Source organism: Neobacillus sp. YIM B06451, from assembly GCF_032667185.1.
GTDB lineage: Bacteria > Bacillota > Bacilli > Bacillales > Cytobacillaceae > Bacillus_D.
Window position 1 is genome coordinate 82,076 of the sequence record NZ_JAVFKJ010000008.1, and the last position, 18,158, is coordinate 100,233.

At 48.7% G+C, this 18,158-nt stretch carries 16 protein-coding genes; 4 read left to right on the plus strand and 12 right to left on the minus strand.

Features of this window, described 5'->3' with window-relative positions; translation table 11 throughout:
• The first annotated feature begins 5 nt into the window (after positions 1-5).
• Both RB160_RS14595 and RB160_RS14600 read left to right on the plus strand, forming a co-directional pair.
• The gene (locus RB160_RS14595; RefSeq protein ID WP_316571157.1) at positions 6-1,379 is read left to right on the plus strand and encodes a PTS transporter subunit EIIC; all 1,374 of its coding nucleotides are present in this window, start codon (positions 6-8) and stop codon (positions 1,377-1,379) included.
• An 84-nt stretch (positions 1,380-1,463) separates the two neighbouring features.
• Positions 1,464-2,528: a DUF871 domain-containing protein gene (locus RB160_RS14600; RefSeq protein WP_316571158.1), complete on the plus strand. Its 1,065-nt coding sequence runs from the start codon at positions 1,464-1,466 to the stop codon at positions 2,526-2,528.
• Between the two features lie 172 nt (positions 2,529-2,700).
• Here RB160_RS14600 and RB160_RS14605 read toward each other — a convergent pair whose 3' ends face one another.
• The 8 genes from RB160_RS14605 to hemE form a co-directional block, all read right to left on the minus strand.
• On the minus strand, positions 2,701-3,477 hold the full coding sequence (locus tag RB160_RS14605; protein ID WP_316571159.1) for an enoyl-CoA hydratase-related protein: 777 nt from the start codon (positions 3,475-3,477) through the stop codon (positions 2,701-2,703).
• Positions 3,478-3,619: 142 nt separating this feature from the next.
• Positions 3,620-5,182: a fatty acid--CoA ligase family protein gene (locus RB160_RS14610; protein WP_316571160.1), complete on the minus strand. Its 1,563-nt coding sequence runs from the start codon at positions 5,180-5,182 to the stop codon at positions 3,620-3,622.
• Between the two features lie 178 nt (positions 5,183-5,360).
• Complete coding sequence (gene lplA / locus RB160_RS14615; RefSeq protein ID WP_316571161.1) at positions 5,361-6,350, minus strand: lipoate--protein ligase; 990 nt, start codon at positions 6,348-6,350, stop codon at positions 5,361-5,363.
• Positions 6,351-6,428: 78 nt separating this feature from the next.
• Positions 6,429-7,163, minus strand: a complete 735-nt coding sequence (locus RB160_RS14620) for an MBL fold metallo-hydrolase (protein WP_316571162.1) — start codon at positions 7,161-7,163, stop codon at positions 6,429-6,431.
• Positions 7,164-7,694: 531 nt separating this feature from the next.
• The gene (locus RB160_RS14625) at positions 7,695-7,901 is read right to left on the minus strand and encodes a hypothetical protein (RefSeq protein ID WP_316571163.1); all 207 of its coding nucleotides are present in this window, start codon (positions 7,899-7,901) and stop codon (positions 7,695-7,697) included.
• A gap of 238 nt (positions 7,902-8,139) precedes the next feature.
• On the minus strand, positions 8,140-9,564 hold the full coding sequence (hemY, locus tag RB160_RS14630; RefSeq protein ID WP_316571164.1) for a protoporphyrinogen oxidase: 1,425 nt from the start codon (positions 9,562-9,564) through the stop codon (positions 8,140-8,142).
• 21 nt (positions 9,565-9,585) lie between these two features.
• On the minus strand, positions 9,586-10,524 hold the full coding sequence (hemH, locus tag RB160_RS14635; protein WP_316571165.1) for a ferrochelatase: 939 nt from the start codon (positions 10,522-10,524) through the stop codon (positions 9,586-9,588).
• A 252-nt stretch (positions 10,525-10,776) separates the two neighbouring features.
• A complete protein-coding gene (gene hemE, locus RB160_RS14640) occupies positions 10,777-11,820 on the minus strand; it encodes a uroporphyrinogen decarboxylase (protein ID WP_316571166.1) in 1,044 nt (347 codons plus the stop codon).
• Between the two features lie 238 nt (positions 11,821-12,058).
• On the opposite strand from hemE, the gene RB160_RS14645 reads away from it, so the two are divergent.
• Together RB160_RS14645 and RB160_RS14650 are read left to right on the plus strand one after the other, a co-directional pair.
• Positions 12,059-12,553 carry an antibiotic biosynthesis monooxygenase family protein gene (locus tag RB160_RS14645; RefSeq protein WP_316571167.1) on the plus strand — a complete coding sequence of 165 codons (495 nt, stop codon included), beginning with the start codon at positions 12,059-12,061 and terminating at the stop codon, positions 12,551-12,553.
• Positions 12,554-12,730: 177 nt separating this feature from the next.
• Positions 12,731-14,131, plus strand: a complete 1,401-nt coding sequence (locus RB160_RS14650; RefSeq protein ID WP_316571168.1) for a hypothetical protein — start codon at positions 12,731-12,733, stop codon at positions 14,129-14,131.
• Between the two features lie 99 nt (positions 14,132-14,230).
• Here RB160_RS14650 and RB160_RS14655 read toward each other — a convergent pair whose 3' ends face one another.
• The 4 genes from RB160_RS14655 to RB160_RS14670 all read right to left on the minus strand — a co-directional run bounded on the left by RB160_RS14655 (position 14,231) and on the right by RB160_RS14670 (position 17,713).
• Positions 14,231-14,884 carry a phosphatase PAP2 family protein gene (locus tag RB160_RS14655; protein ID WP_316571169.1) on the minus strand — a complete coding sequence of 218 codons (654 nt, stop codon included), beginning with the start codon at positions 14,882-14,884 and terminating at the stop codon, positions 14,231-14,233.
• Positions 14,885-14,899: 15 nt separating this feature from the next.
• On the minus strand, positions 14,900-15,634 hold the full coding sequence (locus RB160_RS14660) for an EcsC family protein (protein WP_316571237.1): 735 nt from the start codon (positions 15,632-15,634) through the stop codon (positions 14,900-14,902).
• Positions 15,635-15,768: 134 nt separating this feature from the next.
• Positions 15,769-16,980 carry an ABC transporter permease gene (locus RB160_RS14665; protein ID WP_316571170.1) on the minus strand — a complete coding sequence of 404 codons (1,212 nt, stop codon included), beginning with the start codon at positions 16,978-16,980 and terminating at the stop codon, positions 15,769-15,771.
• Positions 16,973-17,713, minus strand: coding sequence for an ABC transporter ATP-binding protein (locus RB160_RS14670; protein WP_316571171.1), 741 nt, complete (start codon positions 17,711-17,713; stop codon positions 16,973-16,975). The genes RB160_RS14665 and RB160_RS14670 overlap by 8 nt, the downstream gene beginning before the upstream one ends.
• Positions 17,714-18,158 lie beyond the last annotated feature (445 nt).

Sequence of the window (18,158 nt, forward strand, 5' to 3'; positions counted from 1 at the left end):
TAAATGTGAAAAAAGAACAACGCATGGCCAATGATATACTTCAGCATATCGGCGGCAAGGACAACGTCAAAAGGCTGGCCCACTGCATGACCCGCCTTCGCCTTGATCTGAAGGACGATTCCAAGGCAGACATTCAGGCTTTGAAAAAGGTCGATGGCGTTATGGGCGTGATCGAGGACGACAACCTGCAAATCGTTGTCGGCCCCGGCACGGTCAACAAGGTCGCCGCTGAAATGAGCCAGGAAACCGGATTGGTTGTTGGCGAAGATGCGGAGCCCGAAGATTTGACCCTCGAAGAAAGGGCAGCATTGAATCAATCGGCTATTAAAAAGAAAAACAACACCCCGATTAAAAACCTGCTTCGCCGAATCGGAAGCATTTTCATCCCTCTCATTCCAGGGCTTGTTGCTTCCGGAATCATCAATGGGGCGGCAAACTTCGCGAAAAACGCGGGCGTGGACCCAACCCAAACATGGATGCAAATCCTTCTTGTCCTTGGAGGCGCCGTATTCGGATCCCTGGCAGTCCTTGTCGGTTGGAACACCGCGAGGGAATTTGGCGGAACGCCAGTGCTTGGCGCAATTGCCGGTATTGTCCTGTTCAGCCCGGGCCTTGCGGAAATCAAATTGTTCGGTGAAGCGCTCATACCTGGGCGCGGTGGGTTATTTGGAGTCATGTTTGCCGCATGGCTAATGACAGTTGTTGAAAAACGTGTAAGAAAAGTTGTACCAAGCTCTGTTGATATTATTTTTACATCCCTCATTTCAGTTTTAATTGTCGGATTCTTTTCGTTAATCGTTATCATGCCAGTCGCGGGTGTCCTTGCTGACGGAATCACGACCGGCCTAAAAGCAATCCTTGAAGTTGGCGGTGTGGTCGCCGGCGCGATTCTTGCGGGCTTCTTCCTGCCGCTCGTTATGGTCGGTCTGCATCACGGCTTGACACCAATTCACCTGGAGCTCATTAACTCACTTGGCAACACTCCGCTTCTTCCAATACTGGCAATGGCTGGTGCAGGCCAGGTTGGCGCGGCAATTGCAATTTTCACAAAAACTAAGAATAAGAGATTGCGCAACATCATCAAAGGGGGTCTTCCTGTCGGATTCCTTGGAATCGGCGAACCTCTCCTTTACGGGGTAACTCTTCCTCTTGGTCGTCCGTTCATCACGGCATGTTTGGGTGGCGCGGTCGGCGGAGCATTCCAGGCGGTCATGAAGACAGCCGCGGGCGGAATCGGCGTATCAGGGCTTTCCCTCACTCCGCTAATCGTTGATAACAAATACCTGTTTTACCTAATCGGCATCCTGCTTGCCTACGCTTTCGGATTTATTTTCACCTACCTGTTTGGTTTCAAAGAGGAAATGGCGGATAATATTTAATAGAGTAAAAGTATAAAGCGGCTTGGCACTCTTTCACCGGGGTGCCAGGTCTTTTTTTGGCTGATAGGAAAGGAGTTTTTGAGAATGCTAGGAATATCTGTTTATTTATCACAGCCTGTAGCCAGCCAGGAAGCCAATATCCGGAAAATGAAGGACCATGGCTTCGACTCAATTTTCACATCCCTTCATATTCCCGAGGATAATCCCGCCGTCTACCGCGATGAGTTGATGCAACTGGGCAAGCTTGCCCGGGAACTGGATATGGAACTGATTCCCGATATTTCGCCGAATTCGCTTCGCCACCTTGGGTGCACATGGGAAACTGCCGATACGCTGCTTGGGTGGGGGCTTAGCGGGCTGCGCGTCGATTATGGAGTCGAGCCGGAAACCATCGCCCGTCTCTCGCAAAAAATGAAGGTGGCACTGAATGCGAGTACGCTGACGTATGAGGAAATCAACACTATGAAAGCCCACGGCCTGAATGCCGGTTCCGTTGAGGCATGGCATAATTTTTACCCAAGGCCAGAAACCGGGCTAGAACGGGAAAGCTTTAGGGAGAAAAACCGTATGCTGCGGAACGAGGGAATTACGGTGATGGCGTTTGTTCCAGGTGACGGAACAAGGCGCGGCCCTTTATTCCAAGGGCTACCGACATTGGAGGACCACAGGTTTTCTTCGCCCTTCGCTGCCTTTCTGGACCTTATGGAAAATGAAGGCGTCGATAAAATCCTCATTGGCGACCCGGGCGTATCCGACACGGCACTTCAGCAATTTTCCGCGTACAGGGATGGCGTTTTCTATCTTCGCGCCCGCCCATTTACAGGAGACCAGAATCTCCTCGAAACACTCGCTGCGATCCAATCCAACCGCCAGGACAGCGCGCGGGATGTCATCCGTTCGATGGAATCCCGCATGTATGCACTTATTGGCAGCAAGAACGTGCCGCCGCTCAATACGGTCGAGCGTGTTACCGGCTCTATCACGATCGACAATGAACGATACGGCCGCTACCAGGGCGAAGTGCAAATCACGAAGAGAGACCTGACCGCGGATGAGAAAGTCAATGTCGTCGGAAGGATTATCGAGGAAGACCTCCCGTTGCTTCCGTTCATTAAAGGCGGCTGCAAATTCATGTTGAGGTGGGTATAATTGAGGTTTGCCATGTGAAAATAGGGAAGAGCCAGCTGCCATTGCTGGCTCTTTTTCTATAAAAGTGGCAATGGTGATACCTTTTCAAGACCGTTTTGGCGTCCACAGCCGGGCGAAACAGTCTTGATATCCCATGGCAACCCGCTTCAACCGCTTTATACCGCCTATCCCCTTACTTCCCCTGGAAATTCGGCTGCCTTTTTTCGCTGAATGCCAAAAGCGCCTCGACGCGGTCCTCTGTATGGATTAGGCCTTCGTATGCCTGCCGCTCGATTTTCAATCCGGTTTGCAAGTCGGTATCCATCCCCTTTTTAATCGCAAGCTTTGCCTGGCGGAGGGCAATCGGGCCATTGTTCAGCAGCTTGGCGGCAATTTCAAGGCTAAGTTCCATCGCCCTGCCCTCGCCAGCAATCCGCGTCAGCAATCCGTACTTGTTCGCTTCTCCGGCAGTCAGCCTATGCGCGCCAAGAATCAGTTCAAGTGCTTTCGCCTGGCCAATCAGCCTAGGCAGCCGCTGCGTCCCTCCAGCGCCCGGAATGATCGCCAGGCTTGTTTCGGTAAGGCCAAGCTGGATCCCCTCCTCGGCAATCCGGAAATCGCAGGCGAGAGCCAGCTCCATCCCGCCTCCGAAACAGAAACCGTTTATGGCAGCAATGGTTGGCTGCGGCATCATGTCGACAAGGTTGAATACCTCGCTAATTTTACCTACATTCCGAAGCACTTGTTCGATTGTCAGCGTCTTTCTCTCCTTCAAATCCGCCCCTACACTGAACGCTTTTTCACCGGCGCCAGTGAAAATCACAACCCGCACGTCATTGTTTTCGCTCACTTCCTCAACGACTTCCTGAAGCCTGACCAACGTATCATAGTTGAATGCATTCATCGCTTCCGGCCTGTTGATCGTGATTATTCCAATATGCCCTTTTTGTTCAAATAAAATCTGATTCATCGTCCACATTCCCTCCAAGTTGGCATTGGCAAGGGGCAGACAACGGCAGCCTGCCCCTTTACACCATATTGTTAAAACTGTTTTTCTATTAAATAATTTTCCTATCACTTGAACGGCGAAGCTTCAATTTGCCACTTTCCCTCTACTGCTTTGCCGCTTCGATGACCTGCGACCTGAGCGCCCGGCGGAGAATTTTCCCCGTCGTATTCTTTGGTAATTCTTCGAGGAATTCGATTTTTGATGGCACTTTATATTTCGCAAGCCTCTCATCGCAATAAGCAACCAATTCCATTTCGGTTAATTCGGGATTTTTCGAAACCGCGTAGGCAACGACGGCTTCACCGAAATCGGGATCAGGAATGCCAACGACCGCGGCCTCAATAATGTCCGGGTGGTCGTACAGCACTTCCTCGACCTCGCGCGGGTACACATTGTAACCGCCGACGATGACCATATCCTTTTTCCTGTCTACGATGTAAAAATAACCTTCGTCATCCATCCTTGCCAGGTCCCCTGTATACAGCCAGCCGTCACGTATCGTTGCGGCAGTTTCCTCTGGCATTTTGTAATACCCTTTCATCACGTTGGGTCCACGGACAATCAGCTCGCCAACCTGTCCAAATGGGACTTCCTCACCTAGCTCATCGACGACCTTGTTTTCCACGTTTACAATCGACAGGCCGATTGAACCAGGCTTGCGCTCCCGGTCAAGCGGATTGAAGCACGTAACCGGGGAGGCTTCGGACAACCCATATCCTTCAGAAATTCGGACATTGAACTTTTTCTCGAAATTCAGAAGCAAAGCGACAGGCATGGAGGCTCCTCCGGAGGCACATACCCGTATCGTCTTGAAATCTTCCGGATTCCCTGCTTCATATTGATAAAGGAAATTGTACATAGTCGGAACCCCGGCAAAAATCGTCGCCCCCTGTTCCTTGGCCATATCAAAAACATCCTTAGGGCTGAATCTAGGAATGATCAGCATCGTCGCGCCCGTCATCAGCGGAGCGTTCAAGCAAACCGTCAAACAGAAAACATGGAACATTGGCAGGACTGTAATCATCCTGTCATTCTCATCCATATTCAAATACGTGCCAATATCGATGGCGTTGCAATACAGGTTCTTATGTGTCAGCATCGCGCCCTTCGGCTTACCGGTAGTTCCCGAAGTATAGAGAATGACCGCAGTCTCATCTTCCTGCAGTTCCGGTCCGATGTAATCAAGCCGTCCTGTAGCGAGCACGTCTGTAAACGCTCTCATTTTTGGGTGAATCGTAAGTTCTTCTTTGTTCATTCCGGCAGCTTCCGGCTGATTGGAATCACAGATAATATAATGTTCGATCTTTGGGAGTTGATGATGGGATTTTTCTGCTATCGGGAGCAGCAGATCGAGCGAGACAACCGCTTTTACATCCCCGTTGTTCAGGATATAGCCAATTTCATCTGGACTATAAATAGGGTTGACGGGTATGACAGTGGCACCCATCCTTATTGCGCCATAGAGGCTGATGATAAAATACGGCGAGTTTCCGAGAAGAAGCGCGATATGGTCACCTTTTTTGAGACCCAGCTGCTCAAGCCCGGATGCAAACTTCGTGATGGCGGCATCCAGTTCCCCGTAAGATGTTTCTTTTCCCATAAAATAATAGGCTGCTTTTTCGGGCAATGCTTGCGCGGTTTCGTGAAGCTTGGACGATAAGTTCAACTCCATCTCCCCCTTTAGGCGTGAACCGGCCTTCCATTCAATCGCCTACAAAATTAAAAATATTCTAAATTCATTATAGAGAATAAGGGGTCCCGTCTCAAGTTTTACCGTGGATTCCTTCCCACTTTAAAACGACAAAAACCTCCGCCATTATCCTGGCAGAGGCTTGGATTTTCAATTAATAAACGAGCTCGAGGAACTCCTCTTTTGTAACGTTCCCAAAATAGTGCTTGATGTCAACACCCTCAAGCGCGCGGTCGATTTCCGAGCGGTCATAGCGGATGCCTTTTAATCTTTCCTCAATTTCAGCAACCTCACCGACTCCGAAAAAGTCGCCGTAAATCTTGCAGTTCTCAATAATCCCTTTTTCGACTTCAAGCCTCACATCAATGGAACCGATAGGAAAACGGCGTGTGCGGTGAAGATTGAACTTCGGAGATTTCCCATAATTCCAGTCCCAGTTCTGGTAGCGTTCCTTCGAAATTGCATGGATTTTTTCCCAGTCGCTTTCTGTTAGGACGTATTCAGGAATATCATCTGTTCCGTCGAAAATATACTTCAAGAGCAGGGAACGGAATTCCTCCATGCTGATCTTCCTGTCAAGGAACTCAGAAATATTGGCAACTCGGCTCCGGATCGACTTGATTCCTTTTGATTCTATCTTGTCCTGTTTAACCCTCAATGCCGAAACGACAGCATCAATTTCGGAATCGAGCATCAGTGTGCCGTGGCTGAACATCCTGCCCTTTGTTGAAAATTGGGCGTTGCCAGAAATTTTCCGCCCATCGGCGACAATATCGTTCCTGCCGCTTAATTCGGCCTTCACGCCAAGCTTGGCAAGCGCCGCCACCACCGGCTCCGTGAATTTCTTGAAGTTATGGAAGCTTTCGCCGTCATCCTTCGTAATAAAACTGAAATTCAAGTTTCCTAAATCATGGTAAACCGCGCCGCCGCCGGAAAGTCTGCGGACGACATGGATGCCGTTATCCTCAACATAATCCGTATTGATTTCCTCAATCGTATTCTGGTTTTTGCCAATAATGATGGATGGCTCGTTTATGTAAAAAAGCAAATAAGTTTGGTCGATATCAAGATTTTTCAGCGCGTACTCCTCGATTGCTAGATTGATGCGCGGATCGGTAATTCCTTTGTTGTCAATAAACAGCATAATCCATTCCCCTTTTCTCTCTTTGTCTGGCGGCTTTTTTAAATAAAAGGCAGCCTGAAAATTGTCCCCCCAGGGCCATTACAAGTCGATTTCCATAAACTCTTCGGCTAGGCGGACTTTGCCCCCGAATTCCTTTGATGCCTCATCCACAAGCTGTTCAACATTCCCGTAATGCGGCAGATGGGTTAATATCAACTCGCCAACCCCGGCATTCTCTGCGAGGCGGCCTGCTTCGGTGCTCGTCATATGGCCTGCACCCTGACCGGACTGATTCGCGTAAAAATTGCATTCGCACAGGAGCACATCCGCATTTTTGCTGAACGGAACAAACTCCTCCTTGAACGCCGTGTCCGCCGTATACACAACGGATTTTCCGCCTGCTTCGAACCTCATTGCATAGCAAGGAACCGGATGGACAGTTTTTAGGAAAGAAATGTCGAAAGGCCCAAGCTTGAGGTCCGCGTTCGGTTTATAGGCGATTCCCTTTGTCACGCCATCATGGGTCAGCTTTTTGAATTCAGCTTCGTCCTGTGTATGGCCATAAATCGGAAGCGGAGGGAGCTTTCCTTTGAGAAATCCCTGAATCAGCCTCGCATGGTATAAAACGCCGATATCGGCAATATGGTCCGGATGATAGTGGGAAAGGATGACCGCGTCCAATTCCTCGGGCTGGACCACATTCTGCATCTTGGCCAAAACGCCGCTCCCGCAATCGATCAGAAGCTTAAAGCCGTCATGCTCAAGCAAATACCCGGTGCTTGCGCCATTTTTCCTAGGGTAGCCGCCCCAGAAGCCAATAACCGTTAATTTCATTCAATCCACCCCATTATCGCTGATTTTCCTAGTATTTACTATACTCAAAAAAACAAACTTTTTCATGTTTCTTGTTTAGGGCTTCACATTGAAGGCGCACTTTGGGTTCCTTAGGACAGTACTTGTTCAAAATAAAAACCTTGAAAGGCATTCAGCCGATCAAGGTTTAAGCAGCTAATCCACACTTATGAACTTAGGAGGAATCCTATCTGCCAGCCATATATCATTATTGCCTTGATAAAACTTTATCCCTTCCTTTAAACCCTCTGCGGAATTAACCTTAAATACATATACTCACCTGTCCGTATTCTACAACGGTAACCCGCCGGGTCCCTTTTTTGCGAGGGTTTCCTTCACCTTCCCAGCTAAAAGTGAATAGGCATCCTCCCAGTTGGCGGGCGCAATTTTTCAGTATGGCGCGCAGCCATTTGAGCATAGATTACATGTTGAATAGACGAGGTGTCAATTTTCCCCTGTGAGTAAATATTCATATCAACCCTGGAAGAATCCCACCCCATCCTTTCAGCCCCTTCACTTTACAATGCTTTTTAAAAGGATCTCCTGCTGTCCTATCAGGGGATCCGCCGCAAATCTACCGATCTTTCGATTCAGCAAATATGGAGGGACGGGCGGAGTGGATGCCGCATAAACAGGGAGCGCTCCCATCGGGACCCCCGTTTCCATCCTGTACGGAGTAAAGAGCAGTTGTTGGATTGCGAGGTCTTCTTTCTTATTCATTTCGCCACCACCTGGAATATCGTTTAATTCATCCTATTCGGCAGGGTGGACATTTATCCATGAACGATCATTCCGTTCCAGTAGGTGGCATGCGATAAACCCGCGGGTATAGCAGGGGGTGGCCGCTCTGGCGGCTGTGAAACATTTTGTGAAACAAGGAAATTCGGGGAGTGACAGGCACTGTTCGCATTTTTCACACCAAAAAACACGCGGGAGTGCCCCCGCGCGTTCAATAAAGCTATGATAATTTAAGATAGTCCAGTACATTTCGGACAGCGGCTTCTCCCTGGTCGATGCAATCGGGGAGGCCGACTCCTTCGTAGGATGCTCCGGCGAGGTAGACGCCCGGCAGTTCCTTCGAAAGATGTCCTCTCAACGTTTCAAGCATTTGCTTGTGCCCGACTGTGTATTGCGGCATTGAGTCCTTCCAGCGGGAGATGACGACAAATTCAGGCTGCTCGGTTATTTCCATTGTTTTGTTTAAATCATCAAGTACAATCCGAACAATTTTGTCGTCGGACAGGTCGACAACCGTGTCGTCCCCGGCCCTTCCGACATAACAGCGGAGCAATGCCTTTCCTGGAGGTGCGGCGTGGGCCCACTTTTTATGCGTCCATGTACACGCCGTAATCGTGTAATCGGCGTTCCTTGATACGACGAACCCGGTCCCCTCGATATCCTTTTTAATCGCGGTTTCCGGAAACGCCATTGCCACCGTCGCCACGGATGTGGAAGGCATGTCCTTCAGTGGATCAAAAAACGGATAATCCGAAAAGATCGATTGGGCGACATGATGGGGAACGGCCGAAATGACGCAGTCCGCAATTAGCGGCTCCCCGTTCACGAGGTTTATTTCGTAATACCCTTCTTCCTTCACTATGTTCCTCACCTTAAATCCTTTTAGAACAGAGTTCGGTTCAAGCTTGCTCTCGATGGCATCGACAAAGGATTGCAGGCCTGACCTGAAAGTAAGAAATCCACCGCCCTTGCTTTTTGCCGGAGTGGCAGGTTGCTTTGCAGCGGCTGGGGTAGATTTCTTCATGCCAAGAATGAGGCTGCGGTATTTCTGCTCCACCTGGTAAAATTGCGGGAAAGTCGACATCAGGCTCATCTTGTCAATGTTACCCGCGTAAATTCCAGATAGCAAAGGTTCAATCAGGTTCTCTACTACTTCATTCCCAAGCCTTCTCCTAAAAAAGTGGCCGAGCGACTGGTCTTTTCCAGCTGGAGATTTTGGAAGGATGAAATCGGCTGCCGCCCGGATTTTTCCCGGTACTGAAAATAGTCCTGTTGTAATGAAAGGCCCAACTTCGGTCGGAATGCCCATTATCGACCCACCCGGCATTGGATGGAGCTTTTCATTCACGAGAACATAGGACTTGCCTGTGGAATTGCTGACAAGCTCGTCCACTACTCCTACTTCAGCAGCCAGACTCGATAAACTCTTTTTCCTGGCCAAAAAGGAATCCGGGCCCCGTTCAATGATAAATCCATCCTTGACGACGGTTTGCATTTTTCCGCCGAGGCGGTGGGAAGCTTCTACGAGTACCACTTCAATAGGGAGATTCCTTTCGCGTGCAGCTTTCTGAAGGTAGTAGGCTGAAGAAAGCCCAGCCATCCCTCCTCCTATGATTACGATTCGTTTCTTCCCTTCCACATCCATCGCCTCATCTTTTTCCTTAGTCTATTCGTCTTTCCTTAGTGTTTTCAAGATGACGGTTGCCATGGCGTCAATAAAATCGGCCTGGCTGTTCGGCATTTGAGGACGATAATACGCCGCGCCGATCTCGTCTGTAACAACCTTGCATTCATAATCATTGTCGTAAAGCACTTCAAGATGATCCGACACAAACCCCGCAGGAACATACACAAATGCCTTGTACCCATGCTTTTCATGCAGCTCCCTTGTCAGGTCCTGGACATCCGGTCCAAGCCAAGGCTCCGGGGTTTGCCCGGCACTTTGCCATCCAACTGCATAATGGTCTATACCCGCCTCGGCCGCGATTAAATCGGCCGTTTCCTTCAGCTGATTGGGATACGGATCTCCGGATTGGAGAATCCGTTCAGGAAGGCTGTGCGCCGAAACGATGAGGACCGCTTTTTCCTTTTCGCCAGAAGGCAATTTTTCAAAAACGTCCTTGACCTTTTTGGCCCAGTGAGAAATGAATTTCGGCTCATCGTACCAGCTTTCGACCGAAACGATATTTGGCCCGCCAAGCTTTTCCGCTTCTTCTTTCGCCCTTCCGTTATACGATTTAACGCTGAATGTTGAAAAATGCGGGGCAAGCACGATGCTGACCGCTTCTTCTATTCCGTCCTCATGCATTTGTTTGACGGCATCCTCAATAAACGGGTTGATATGCTTCAAGCCTAAATACATCTTAAATTCGATTTCATCCTGAACTTCATTCAGCCTGTTTTCGAGGTCTTTCGCCTGCTCTTCCGTAATGTGGGAAAGCGGTGAAATGCCGCCAATCGCTTCGTAACGGCCCCTTAATTCCTCAATCATTTCATCGGAAGGCTTCCTGCCGTGTCTGATATGGGTATAGTAGCGCTCAAGATCATCAAGGGTATACGGTGTGCCGTAAGCCATTACCAGAAGGCCCATTGTCTTTTTTGCCATGTTCCACACCTCTGATTGCTTCATCTATTTTTTCGGTTGTTCAACCATGAACGGCAGGGATTTCTCCCTGCCGATTTTAGCTTAAGCCGTACGCTTCTGCCTATTATTTAAGAATTTTTTTAAAAGAAAGGCAGGAGTATTGGACTTTTTCATCAGTAGGTTTACATCCTCCCCTGATGGAAGGCCCTTTTTATTTTGCCAAATAAATGGTGTATTTACCACCTTTTAATCTTTATAGATAGCAAGAATTGCTTAGCGGCCAAGTTTGGAAGCGGAATATTCATGGACGAATGCTGTCAGCCTCTTCAGGACTTCCGGATTTACGGATGGGAAAACACCATGGCCAAGGTTGAAAATATAGCCTGGCTGCTCCATTCCCTGATCGAGAATTGCTTTTGCCCGCTCCTCAATGACCTCCCAAGGAGCAAGAAGGATCGCCGGATCGAGGTTGCCCTGAACCGTCTTATTTACGCCGAGTTTACGTGCCTCGCTGATTGGAAGCCTCCAATCCAGACCGACCACATCAAGTGGAAGGTCATTCCATTCAACAGCAAGATGGCTCGCGCCGACGCCGAACATGATGAGCGGTACATTTTCTCCCCTAAGTTCGGAAAAGATCCGTTCCATGACAGGCTTGATATAATAACGGTAGTCCGCGACATTCAAGGCTCCTACCCATGAATCGAAAATCTGGATTGCCCTCGCTCCCGCTTTCACTTGCGCCTTTACATATGTAATGGTTGTATCAGCAAGTTTGTCCATCAGGGCGAACCATGCTTTAGGTTCGGCATACATGAACGCCTTTGTTTTGTTGTAATTCTTTGAAGGTCCGCCCTCGATCATATAGCTTGCAAGGGTGAACGGCGCGCCGGAAAATCCAATGAGCGGAACCGAAAGCTGCTCTTCTGTCAGGATCTTAATTGTTTCCAATACGTATGGAACATCTTCCTCCGGGTTGAGTTCCCCAAGCTTTTCAACATCGGAAACCGATTTAATTGGGTTGGAGATGACAGGCCCGATACCTGACTTAATTTCCACATCAACCCCCAGGGCAGGAAGCGGAGTCATAATATCTTTATATAAAATTGCCGCATCGACATTGTATTGTTCAACCGGAAGGCGGGTAACGTACGCGCACAATTCAGGCTGGTGGGTAATTTCAAACAGGGAATACTTTTCTTTGATAGCACGGTATTCAGGCTGGGAACGTCCTGCCTGGCGCATATACCACACTGGAACATGGCCTGTTTTCTCACCCCTCGCTGCCTTCAAGAACGTTTCGTTGATTTGCTTCATCTCATTTTCCACCTTTCGCAACTTCTCATTTATCATTCTAATATATTCACAGTAAAAATAGAAACCATTCACATCTTTATACTGTTTTCACTATATCTGTTAATGTTGGGAGTGTATAGGCACAGCCCGCAACTGTCAAAAAAAAGTCGTTTTTGTGTTTGCAAGTCTGTAATAAAAGGAAAAATCCTACTGGATTCAGATTGCGCGGAGCAAAAAAATAATCGTTGGAGTTGATTGGATGAACGTGTATATGACCGCAGGTACGTATGATTTTTTGGAAAAGCTCGCTACAAAACATGCGGGAGAGAAAATGGTGCTTATGTCGGGAGAAGATGGCGCCCTCCTTCTTCATGAAACAGGGGGGAAAACCGTATTCGCATCTCCGAGGAAGTATGAAGTCCTCGAAGCTGTCGGGGTTCTTGGCCGTCCGGGCTTGGTCGTCATGAACAACATCCCAGTCACCGATGAAGGCAGGCCTGTTTTCGAATACCGGTTCAAAAACCGCGCTGGGAAAATCGAAAATACCCCCGGTTTCCAGGCCATCCGGGTCTTGAGGCCGATCAAGTCAAACACGTATGTCATTTTAACCGCTTGGGACGACGAACTCGCCTTCCAGCGGTGGAAAGATTCAGCCGACTTCGGAAAGTCCCACAGCCAAAGTAAGCCTGAGCCTGGGCCAAGCATCTTCTCCGGCCAGCCATACATCACCAAATATTGGATTTCCGAAGAATAGGAAAGGACGGGGGCAGCAGCCTCGTCCTTTTTGTTTTCGACAATTTTCAGGCGGTGCCTCGCACTGTTCGGTTTTTTTACTCTCCCCCGCACCCCTTCTTCCCTTTTTCATATTCTGTATTACATCGGGCATGGGCGTGGATGCCCATTTGCCGATGAATGAAGGGAGGATTTTTCAATGGTTGCGGAGCTGACGGCTCTACATTGGATTTATGTTGTTTTTATTGGCCTTATCATCGGTTTTATGGTTATGAGGAGGGATACAACGCTTATATGCATCATTGGAATCTTCCTGATTGCCATTACTGCGACGGGTTCCTTGAGCGGCTCGGTCAGCAGTGTTTTTAACAGCTTCATTTACGCCATCACGGAGCTGCTGTCGACCATCCTCGTTATCTCCATTATTGTCGCGATGAGCAAAACGCTGACAGCGACAGGAATCAACGATGTCATGATATCCCCATTTACCAAGCTGATCCGCAATGCAACACTCGCTTACTGGACGATTGGTATCCTGATGATGGCCATTTCCTGGTTCTTCTGGCCTTCACCAGCAGTCGCGCTTCTTGGGGCAGTCCTTTTGCCAGTCGCATTGAGAGCAGGGCTTCCGGCACTTGGCGTTGCCATGGCAATGAACTTGTTCGGGCATGGAATCGCCCTTTCCGGTGATTTTGTCATCCAAGCCGCACCGAAGCTTACAGCCGATGCTGCCGGCCTTTCTGTCAATGAAGTGTTAAGTGCGAGCATTCCGCTTGTTTTCATAATGGGAACTGTCACAACGGTAGTAGCCTTCTATTTTATAAAAAGGGATTTGAAAAACGGCAAGCTTACTTCTTCAACCGGGGTTGTCCCCGGCGGTACAGCCCACGCCTCAAAGGCTGGTACGCTGCTATTATCGCTTTGGCAAAAACGGTTTTTCGCCATCCTGGTCCCGTTGCTTTTCATTCTTGATGTCACAGCGATGTTCCTTTTGAAGCTCCAGGGCGGAGATGCTACAGCGCTAATTGGCGGTACGTCAATTTTTATCCTCCTCGCCATAACTCTCACTGCCTACAAAAACAAAGGGCTCGAAAAGACCACCTTCTATTTGGTTGAAGGCTTCCAATTTGGTTTTAAAGTGTTCGGCCCCGTCATTCCAATTGCGGCATTCTTCTATCTTGGGGACGCGGGTTTTGGAAAAATTATCGGAGATTACCTCCCCGCTGCATCACAGGGAATTGTTAATGATCTCGGCACTGCCTTAGCCGGCCTCGTCCCGCTCAGTAAGGAAGTGGCGGCGATTACCCTTACGGTAGTCGGTGCAATTACAGGCCTTGATGGTTCCGGCTTCTCAGGCATTTCCCTTGCCGGTTCGGTTGCCACGCTGTTTGCGGTTTCCATTGGTAAAGGCGCTGCCACCTTGACGGCACTGGGGCAAATTGCGGCCATCTGGGTTGGCGGTGGCACGCTCGTTCCGTGGGCGCTCATCCCTGCTGCCGCTATCTGCAACGTCGACCCGTTCGAGCTGGCGAGAAGGAACCTCGTTCCCGTAATAATCGGCCTCATCGTCACAACCATTGCTGCAATGTTCTTTATTTAAAAAAGAAGGGAATGAAGACAGTTTCACACCGCTCAACCATCCAAAACTGTCTTCATCACAAAAATCCACAAATGTAAAAAACAGCCCCGCGGCTGTTTTTTACTTTATCTCCCGATTCGTTTTCAACATTGGAAAAGCGTCCCGCAGTTTTTCATAGACCAGCATGAACAGCGCTGACCAGAGAAAGCCGAAGGCATAGCCGCCGAGAACGTCCGTTGGATAATGGACATTCAAAATAATCCGGCTTGCCCCAATCAAAAGGACAACCCCAGCCGTAAGGACGACTATAACCTTTCGTACACCAGGGTTTCTGTATTCCTTCAGTAGGAAAAACGCGATCATTATGTACAGGATTGAACCGACCATCGCATGGCCGCTCGGAAAACTAAGGGTCTCCACATGAACCAAATGCTCAAGTGAAGGCCGCTCCCGTCCAATCACAACCTTTAAAAACTTGTTCAGCTCGTTGCCAAATGCAACTGCCATGGCAAAAATGCCCATTGCGAAGTAATCCCTCCGCTTGAAAAAAAGCCAAACCAGCATAATCAGCGCTGTTATCCCAACCCCTTTTTTATCACCAAGATGGGTGATGGCAACAAAGATCGGATCGAGCCAATTAGGAACAACGCCAAGCAGCCCCTTGAAGACTCGATCGATCAGCAGCTCCCGCCCCTGCATTACCCCAGGCAGGATAACCAAAATAACCACTACTGTTATCGCCATGAGTATAGACAGTATTTTTTTCTTTTCCAAAAGCCTTTCCCCTTCCTAATAATCCGCTCTCGGGTTATTGCCTCCCTCCAACACCCTTAGTCGATAAGCATTCATCGCGGTTTCGCCCAAATGGCCAAGCAGCTTGTTGTTGGCAATCGCCCCGACTACAGCTCCTATACCGGGGACGAGCTGGAGCATTTTTGCAAGGTCGATATAGTCCCGGTATTCCTGCTGGAACTCACGCCAGTCCATATCCACAAGCGTCCTCTTCCTTTCCTCCCAATTCTCAATTGTATCCAAGATCTCAAATCTCGTTTCATCACTTGAAAATGCCAACAGGAATACATGGAGGATAAACAGCCTTTCTTCATACTCTTCCGTATTAAAACCATATACAGATGCGATTTCAAACAGGAATTTCATTTTTATCGTCAGCAGCAATGGAAAGTCTGCAAGCCCGAGCAATATTCCCCCGGCGCCTGTACCGGCCCCTTCGATCATCGCTGTCTTTTGGAAAACATTAATCTTTTTCCTCGCCTCTTCATCCATTGCTTGAAGGGATGGCCTAAGGTCAGCAGGTTTTTTTGTTGTAAAATTCGATCCGGCCAGCGTCGCCTTGACCATTCCCTTAATCGCTTCCGTCAAGGTCTGATGCACCTTTTCAGGAATAAGCCCGTTGACTTTCGTTTGCGCCTTTTTTGACAGCCGGTTGAAAAGCCCTGAGCGGACAGATAATTTCCGTTTCCAATCAACAACTTCATCGTATACCTTCAATTCATATTCGTTCATCATGCGGGACAACCTCTTTTCTGGTGGGTTTAGCCGTTTTGGTTACCGGTATTTTTCACAGCATTTTTTTACGAAAAAAACAAAGCTAGGTTTCAACTACTTTTCAAAAAAACCCCTTCCATTTGGAAAGGGAATTAATTTTTGAGTTTTCGTATACTGTAATACCGGACAAAGACAAACGCAAACAGTGCTCCGGCGGCAAGCGCTCCAAGCGCGGGGGCGAGTTCTCCCCTGTAGGCAATCGCGGCGGCAAAAACTACCGCCTGGGCGCCCAACACCAGGCCGAGCACGTGCTGAAATGCCGCCTTTTTTGCTCCATCCGGAACAGGGTAGATCGATTCCCACAAGGAGTTTTCATGATGGGAAGCAAGCGGCATGAGCTGAAACCCGGTTAAATAAAGGAATAGCAAAGCGAAAAATACTTGTCCCGGCCAATAGGAAATAAGCGCGATGGCAAGCGCGCCAATAACCGCAAGCCTAATGGAAAGCCCAAGGTAATCCCCGGAGCGCAAAAATGTCCGTGAAAGCAGATAGAGGGAGGCATGCCTTCCGCCAAACTGGATTTTTGCAAGCAAAAAGTCGAGCCAGCGCCGCCTTTTCACGCTTTCCTTCAAATGAGGGACATCGGTGAACATGTTCGCAAGCCTATAGAATGCCATCATCCGCCGTTCCTCACCGGCGATGAGAGCTTCCCATTTCAATCCTTTGCCTCTCACTGAGGAAAGTCGATAACCTAGATAGGCGAACAGTATTCCGATGAATGGGACAAGGATCAAAAAACCATTCCAGCTAAAAAGAAAATAGCTGAAGGCTACATTTAAAATAAGGCGAATGACCTTGTCGACCGCTATTTTTGAAAAGACGCCTAAAAACGCAACCTTCCATTCCACGGCGATGTTCCAGGCCTTCAAAGCCAGCAGGAGCAGCAGGATCGGCAAAAAACTGCCCAATCCAGCTTCTGTCGTCCTGGCAAGCAGAGGCATAAAGAGCGCTAACAGCATTAAAAGCACATACCCCTGCAATCCGCCGCTGGCAATCGCCGAACGGAGAAAATAGCTCCGAAGCCTGTCTTCAACCGGCAGGAGGAATACTTTATCAGGCTCTTTCAGGAAATTATAAACAGGGCTTAACGTGAGCGCCGAACCAAAAACAATGGCCATGATGATTTCCGTCGGGAAGCCCGGATCGACGGTTTTCAGCCAGCCCTGGTAATAGAATGCGGCTGTCCCCAAAAGGAAAAACAGGACAATGACAATGTGCCCGTTAAAAATATATTTCAGGTACCGGCCCAGTTCCTTCATCGTTTTGCCGGCACGTTCCCTCCACAGCTTATTCGCATCAAACATGGCTTTCTTCCTTTGTCAGCTGGATATAGATATCATCAAGGGTTGCGCCGGGCATAGAGAATTCCCCTCTAAGCTCCTCAAGCGTTCCTTTTGCCCTGATCCTGCCTTCATGGAGAATGACAAATTTGTCGCAATACCGTTCCGCGGTCGCCAGGATATGCGTCGACATCAGGATACCCGCGCCATTTTGTTTCATTTTATCCATCAAATCCAAAAGCGACTGTATGCCCAATGGGTCAAGGCCCACAAAGGGTTCATCCACGATATAGAGGGACGGCTGAACAAGGAATGCGCAAAGGATCATTGCCTTTTGCTTCATCCCCTTCGAAAAATGGGCCGGAAACCATTTGAACCTTTTCTCCATCCTGAACTCCTTCAAAAGGAGCGGCATTCGTTCCTTATACTGTTCCCTGCTGAGCCCGTACGCCATCGCAGTCAGTTCAAGATGTTCCTCAAGGGTCAGTTCCTCATAAAGGATCGGGGTTTCTGGAATGAAAGTGAATTGCTTCCGGTATTCTTCCTTGTTTTCCGTAAAAGACTCGCCGTTAATCCTGATTTCGCCTTTATGCGGCTCCATCAGGCCGATGATATGCTTAATGGTCGTACTTTTCCCGGCTCCGTTCAGTCCGATCAGGCCGACGAGCTCCCCCGACCCGACCTCAAAGGAAACATCCTTTAGGACAGGATTTTTCGTATAGCCACCTGTAAGTCCGTCAATTGTTAATAAAGACATAGTATACGCCCTTCCTTGCTTAATACCATCTATTTTAGCAAAAATTCCCCTCCTTGCGAAATTTGGGCCATCTTTAAAAAGTGAGAATGGCAACCGATTCCATCTATAGCCAGGGCCATTTTGGGCCAATCTATTGATGAAGGGGAACAAGCTTACAACCAGATTGAAGAGGGGTGTCTGTTAAAGACAATTTCGATTCAATATAAGCTGCTTCAAAACGTTCAAACCGAGGGGATGGTTGTCTTGCACAGGCCTTTCGACCAATAACGGCACCGGACCGCCTGACCCGCAGGCGGCATTTTAAAAAAATGAGGTGTTTGCCAAAGAACATCAAACAGCCTTATATGTTGAAGACAACTTATAAGAGTTTGGAGATGGTCATCTTGGACGAATCCGCTTAAGCCTGTACATTTCATTGCCAAATGAGGTGTTTGTCAAAGAAACT

Bases quoted from the DNA above. Each gene is read 5' to 3' on its own strand.
- RB160_RS14600 (WP_316571158.1), top strand. From the start codon at position 1,464: ATGCTAGGAATATCTGTTTATTTATCACAGCCTGTAGCCAGCCAGGAA.
- RB160_RS14605 (WP_316571159.1), bottom strand. From the start codon at position 3,477: ATGAATCAGATTTTATTTGAACAAAAAGGGCATATTGGAATAATCACG.
- lplA (WP_316571161.1), bottom strand. From the start codon at position 6,350: ATGCTGTTTATTGACAACAAAGGAATTACCGATCCGCGCATCAATCTA.
- RB160_RS14620 (WP_316571162.1), bottom strand. From the start codon at position 7,163: ATGAAATTAACGGTTATTGGCTTCTGGGGCGGCTACCCTAGGAAAAAT.
- RB160_RS14625 (WP_316571163.1), bottom strand. From the start codon at position 7,901: ATGAATAAGAAAGAAGACCTCGCAATCCAACAACTGCTCTTTACTCCG.
- hemY (WP_316571164.1), bottom strand. From the start codon at position 9,564: ATGGATGTGGAAGGGAAGAAACGAATCGTAATCATAGGAGGAGGGATG.
- hemH (WP_316571165.1), bottom strand. From the start codon at position 10,524: ATGGCAAAAAAGACAATGGGCCTTCTGGTAATGGCTTACGGCACACCG.
- hemE (WP_316571166.1), bottom strand. From the start codon at position 11,820: ATGAAGCAAATCAACGAAACGTTCTTGAAGGCAGCGAGGGGTGAGAAA.
- RB160_RS14645 (WP_316571167.1), top strand. From the start codon at position 12,059: ATGAACGTGTATATGACCGCAGGTACGTATGATTTTTTGGAAAAGCTC.
- RB160_RS14650 (WP_316571168.1), top strand. From the start codon at position 12,731: ATGGTTGCGGAGCTGACGGCTCTACATTGGATTTATGTTGTTTTTATT.
- RB160_RS14660 (WP_316571237.1), bottom strand. From the start codon at position 15,634: ATGAACGAATATGAATTGAAGGTATACGATGAAGTTGTTGATTGGAAA.
- RB160_RS14665 (WP_316571170.1), bottom strand. From the start codon at position 16,980: ATGTTTGATGCGAATAAGCTGTGGAGGGAACGTGCCGGCAAAACGATG.
- RB160_RS14670 (WP_316571171.1), bottom strand. From the start codon at position 17,713: ATGTCTTTATTAACAATTGACGGACTTACAGGTGGCTATACGAAAAAT.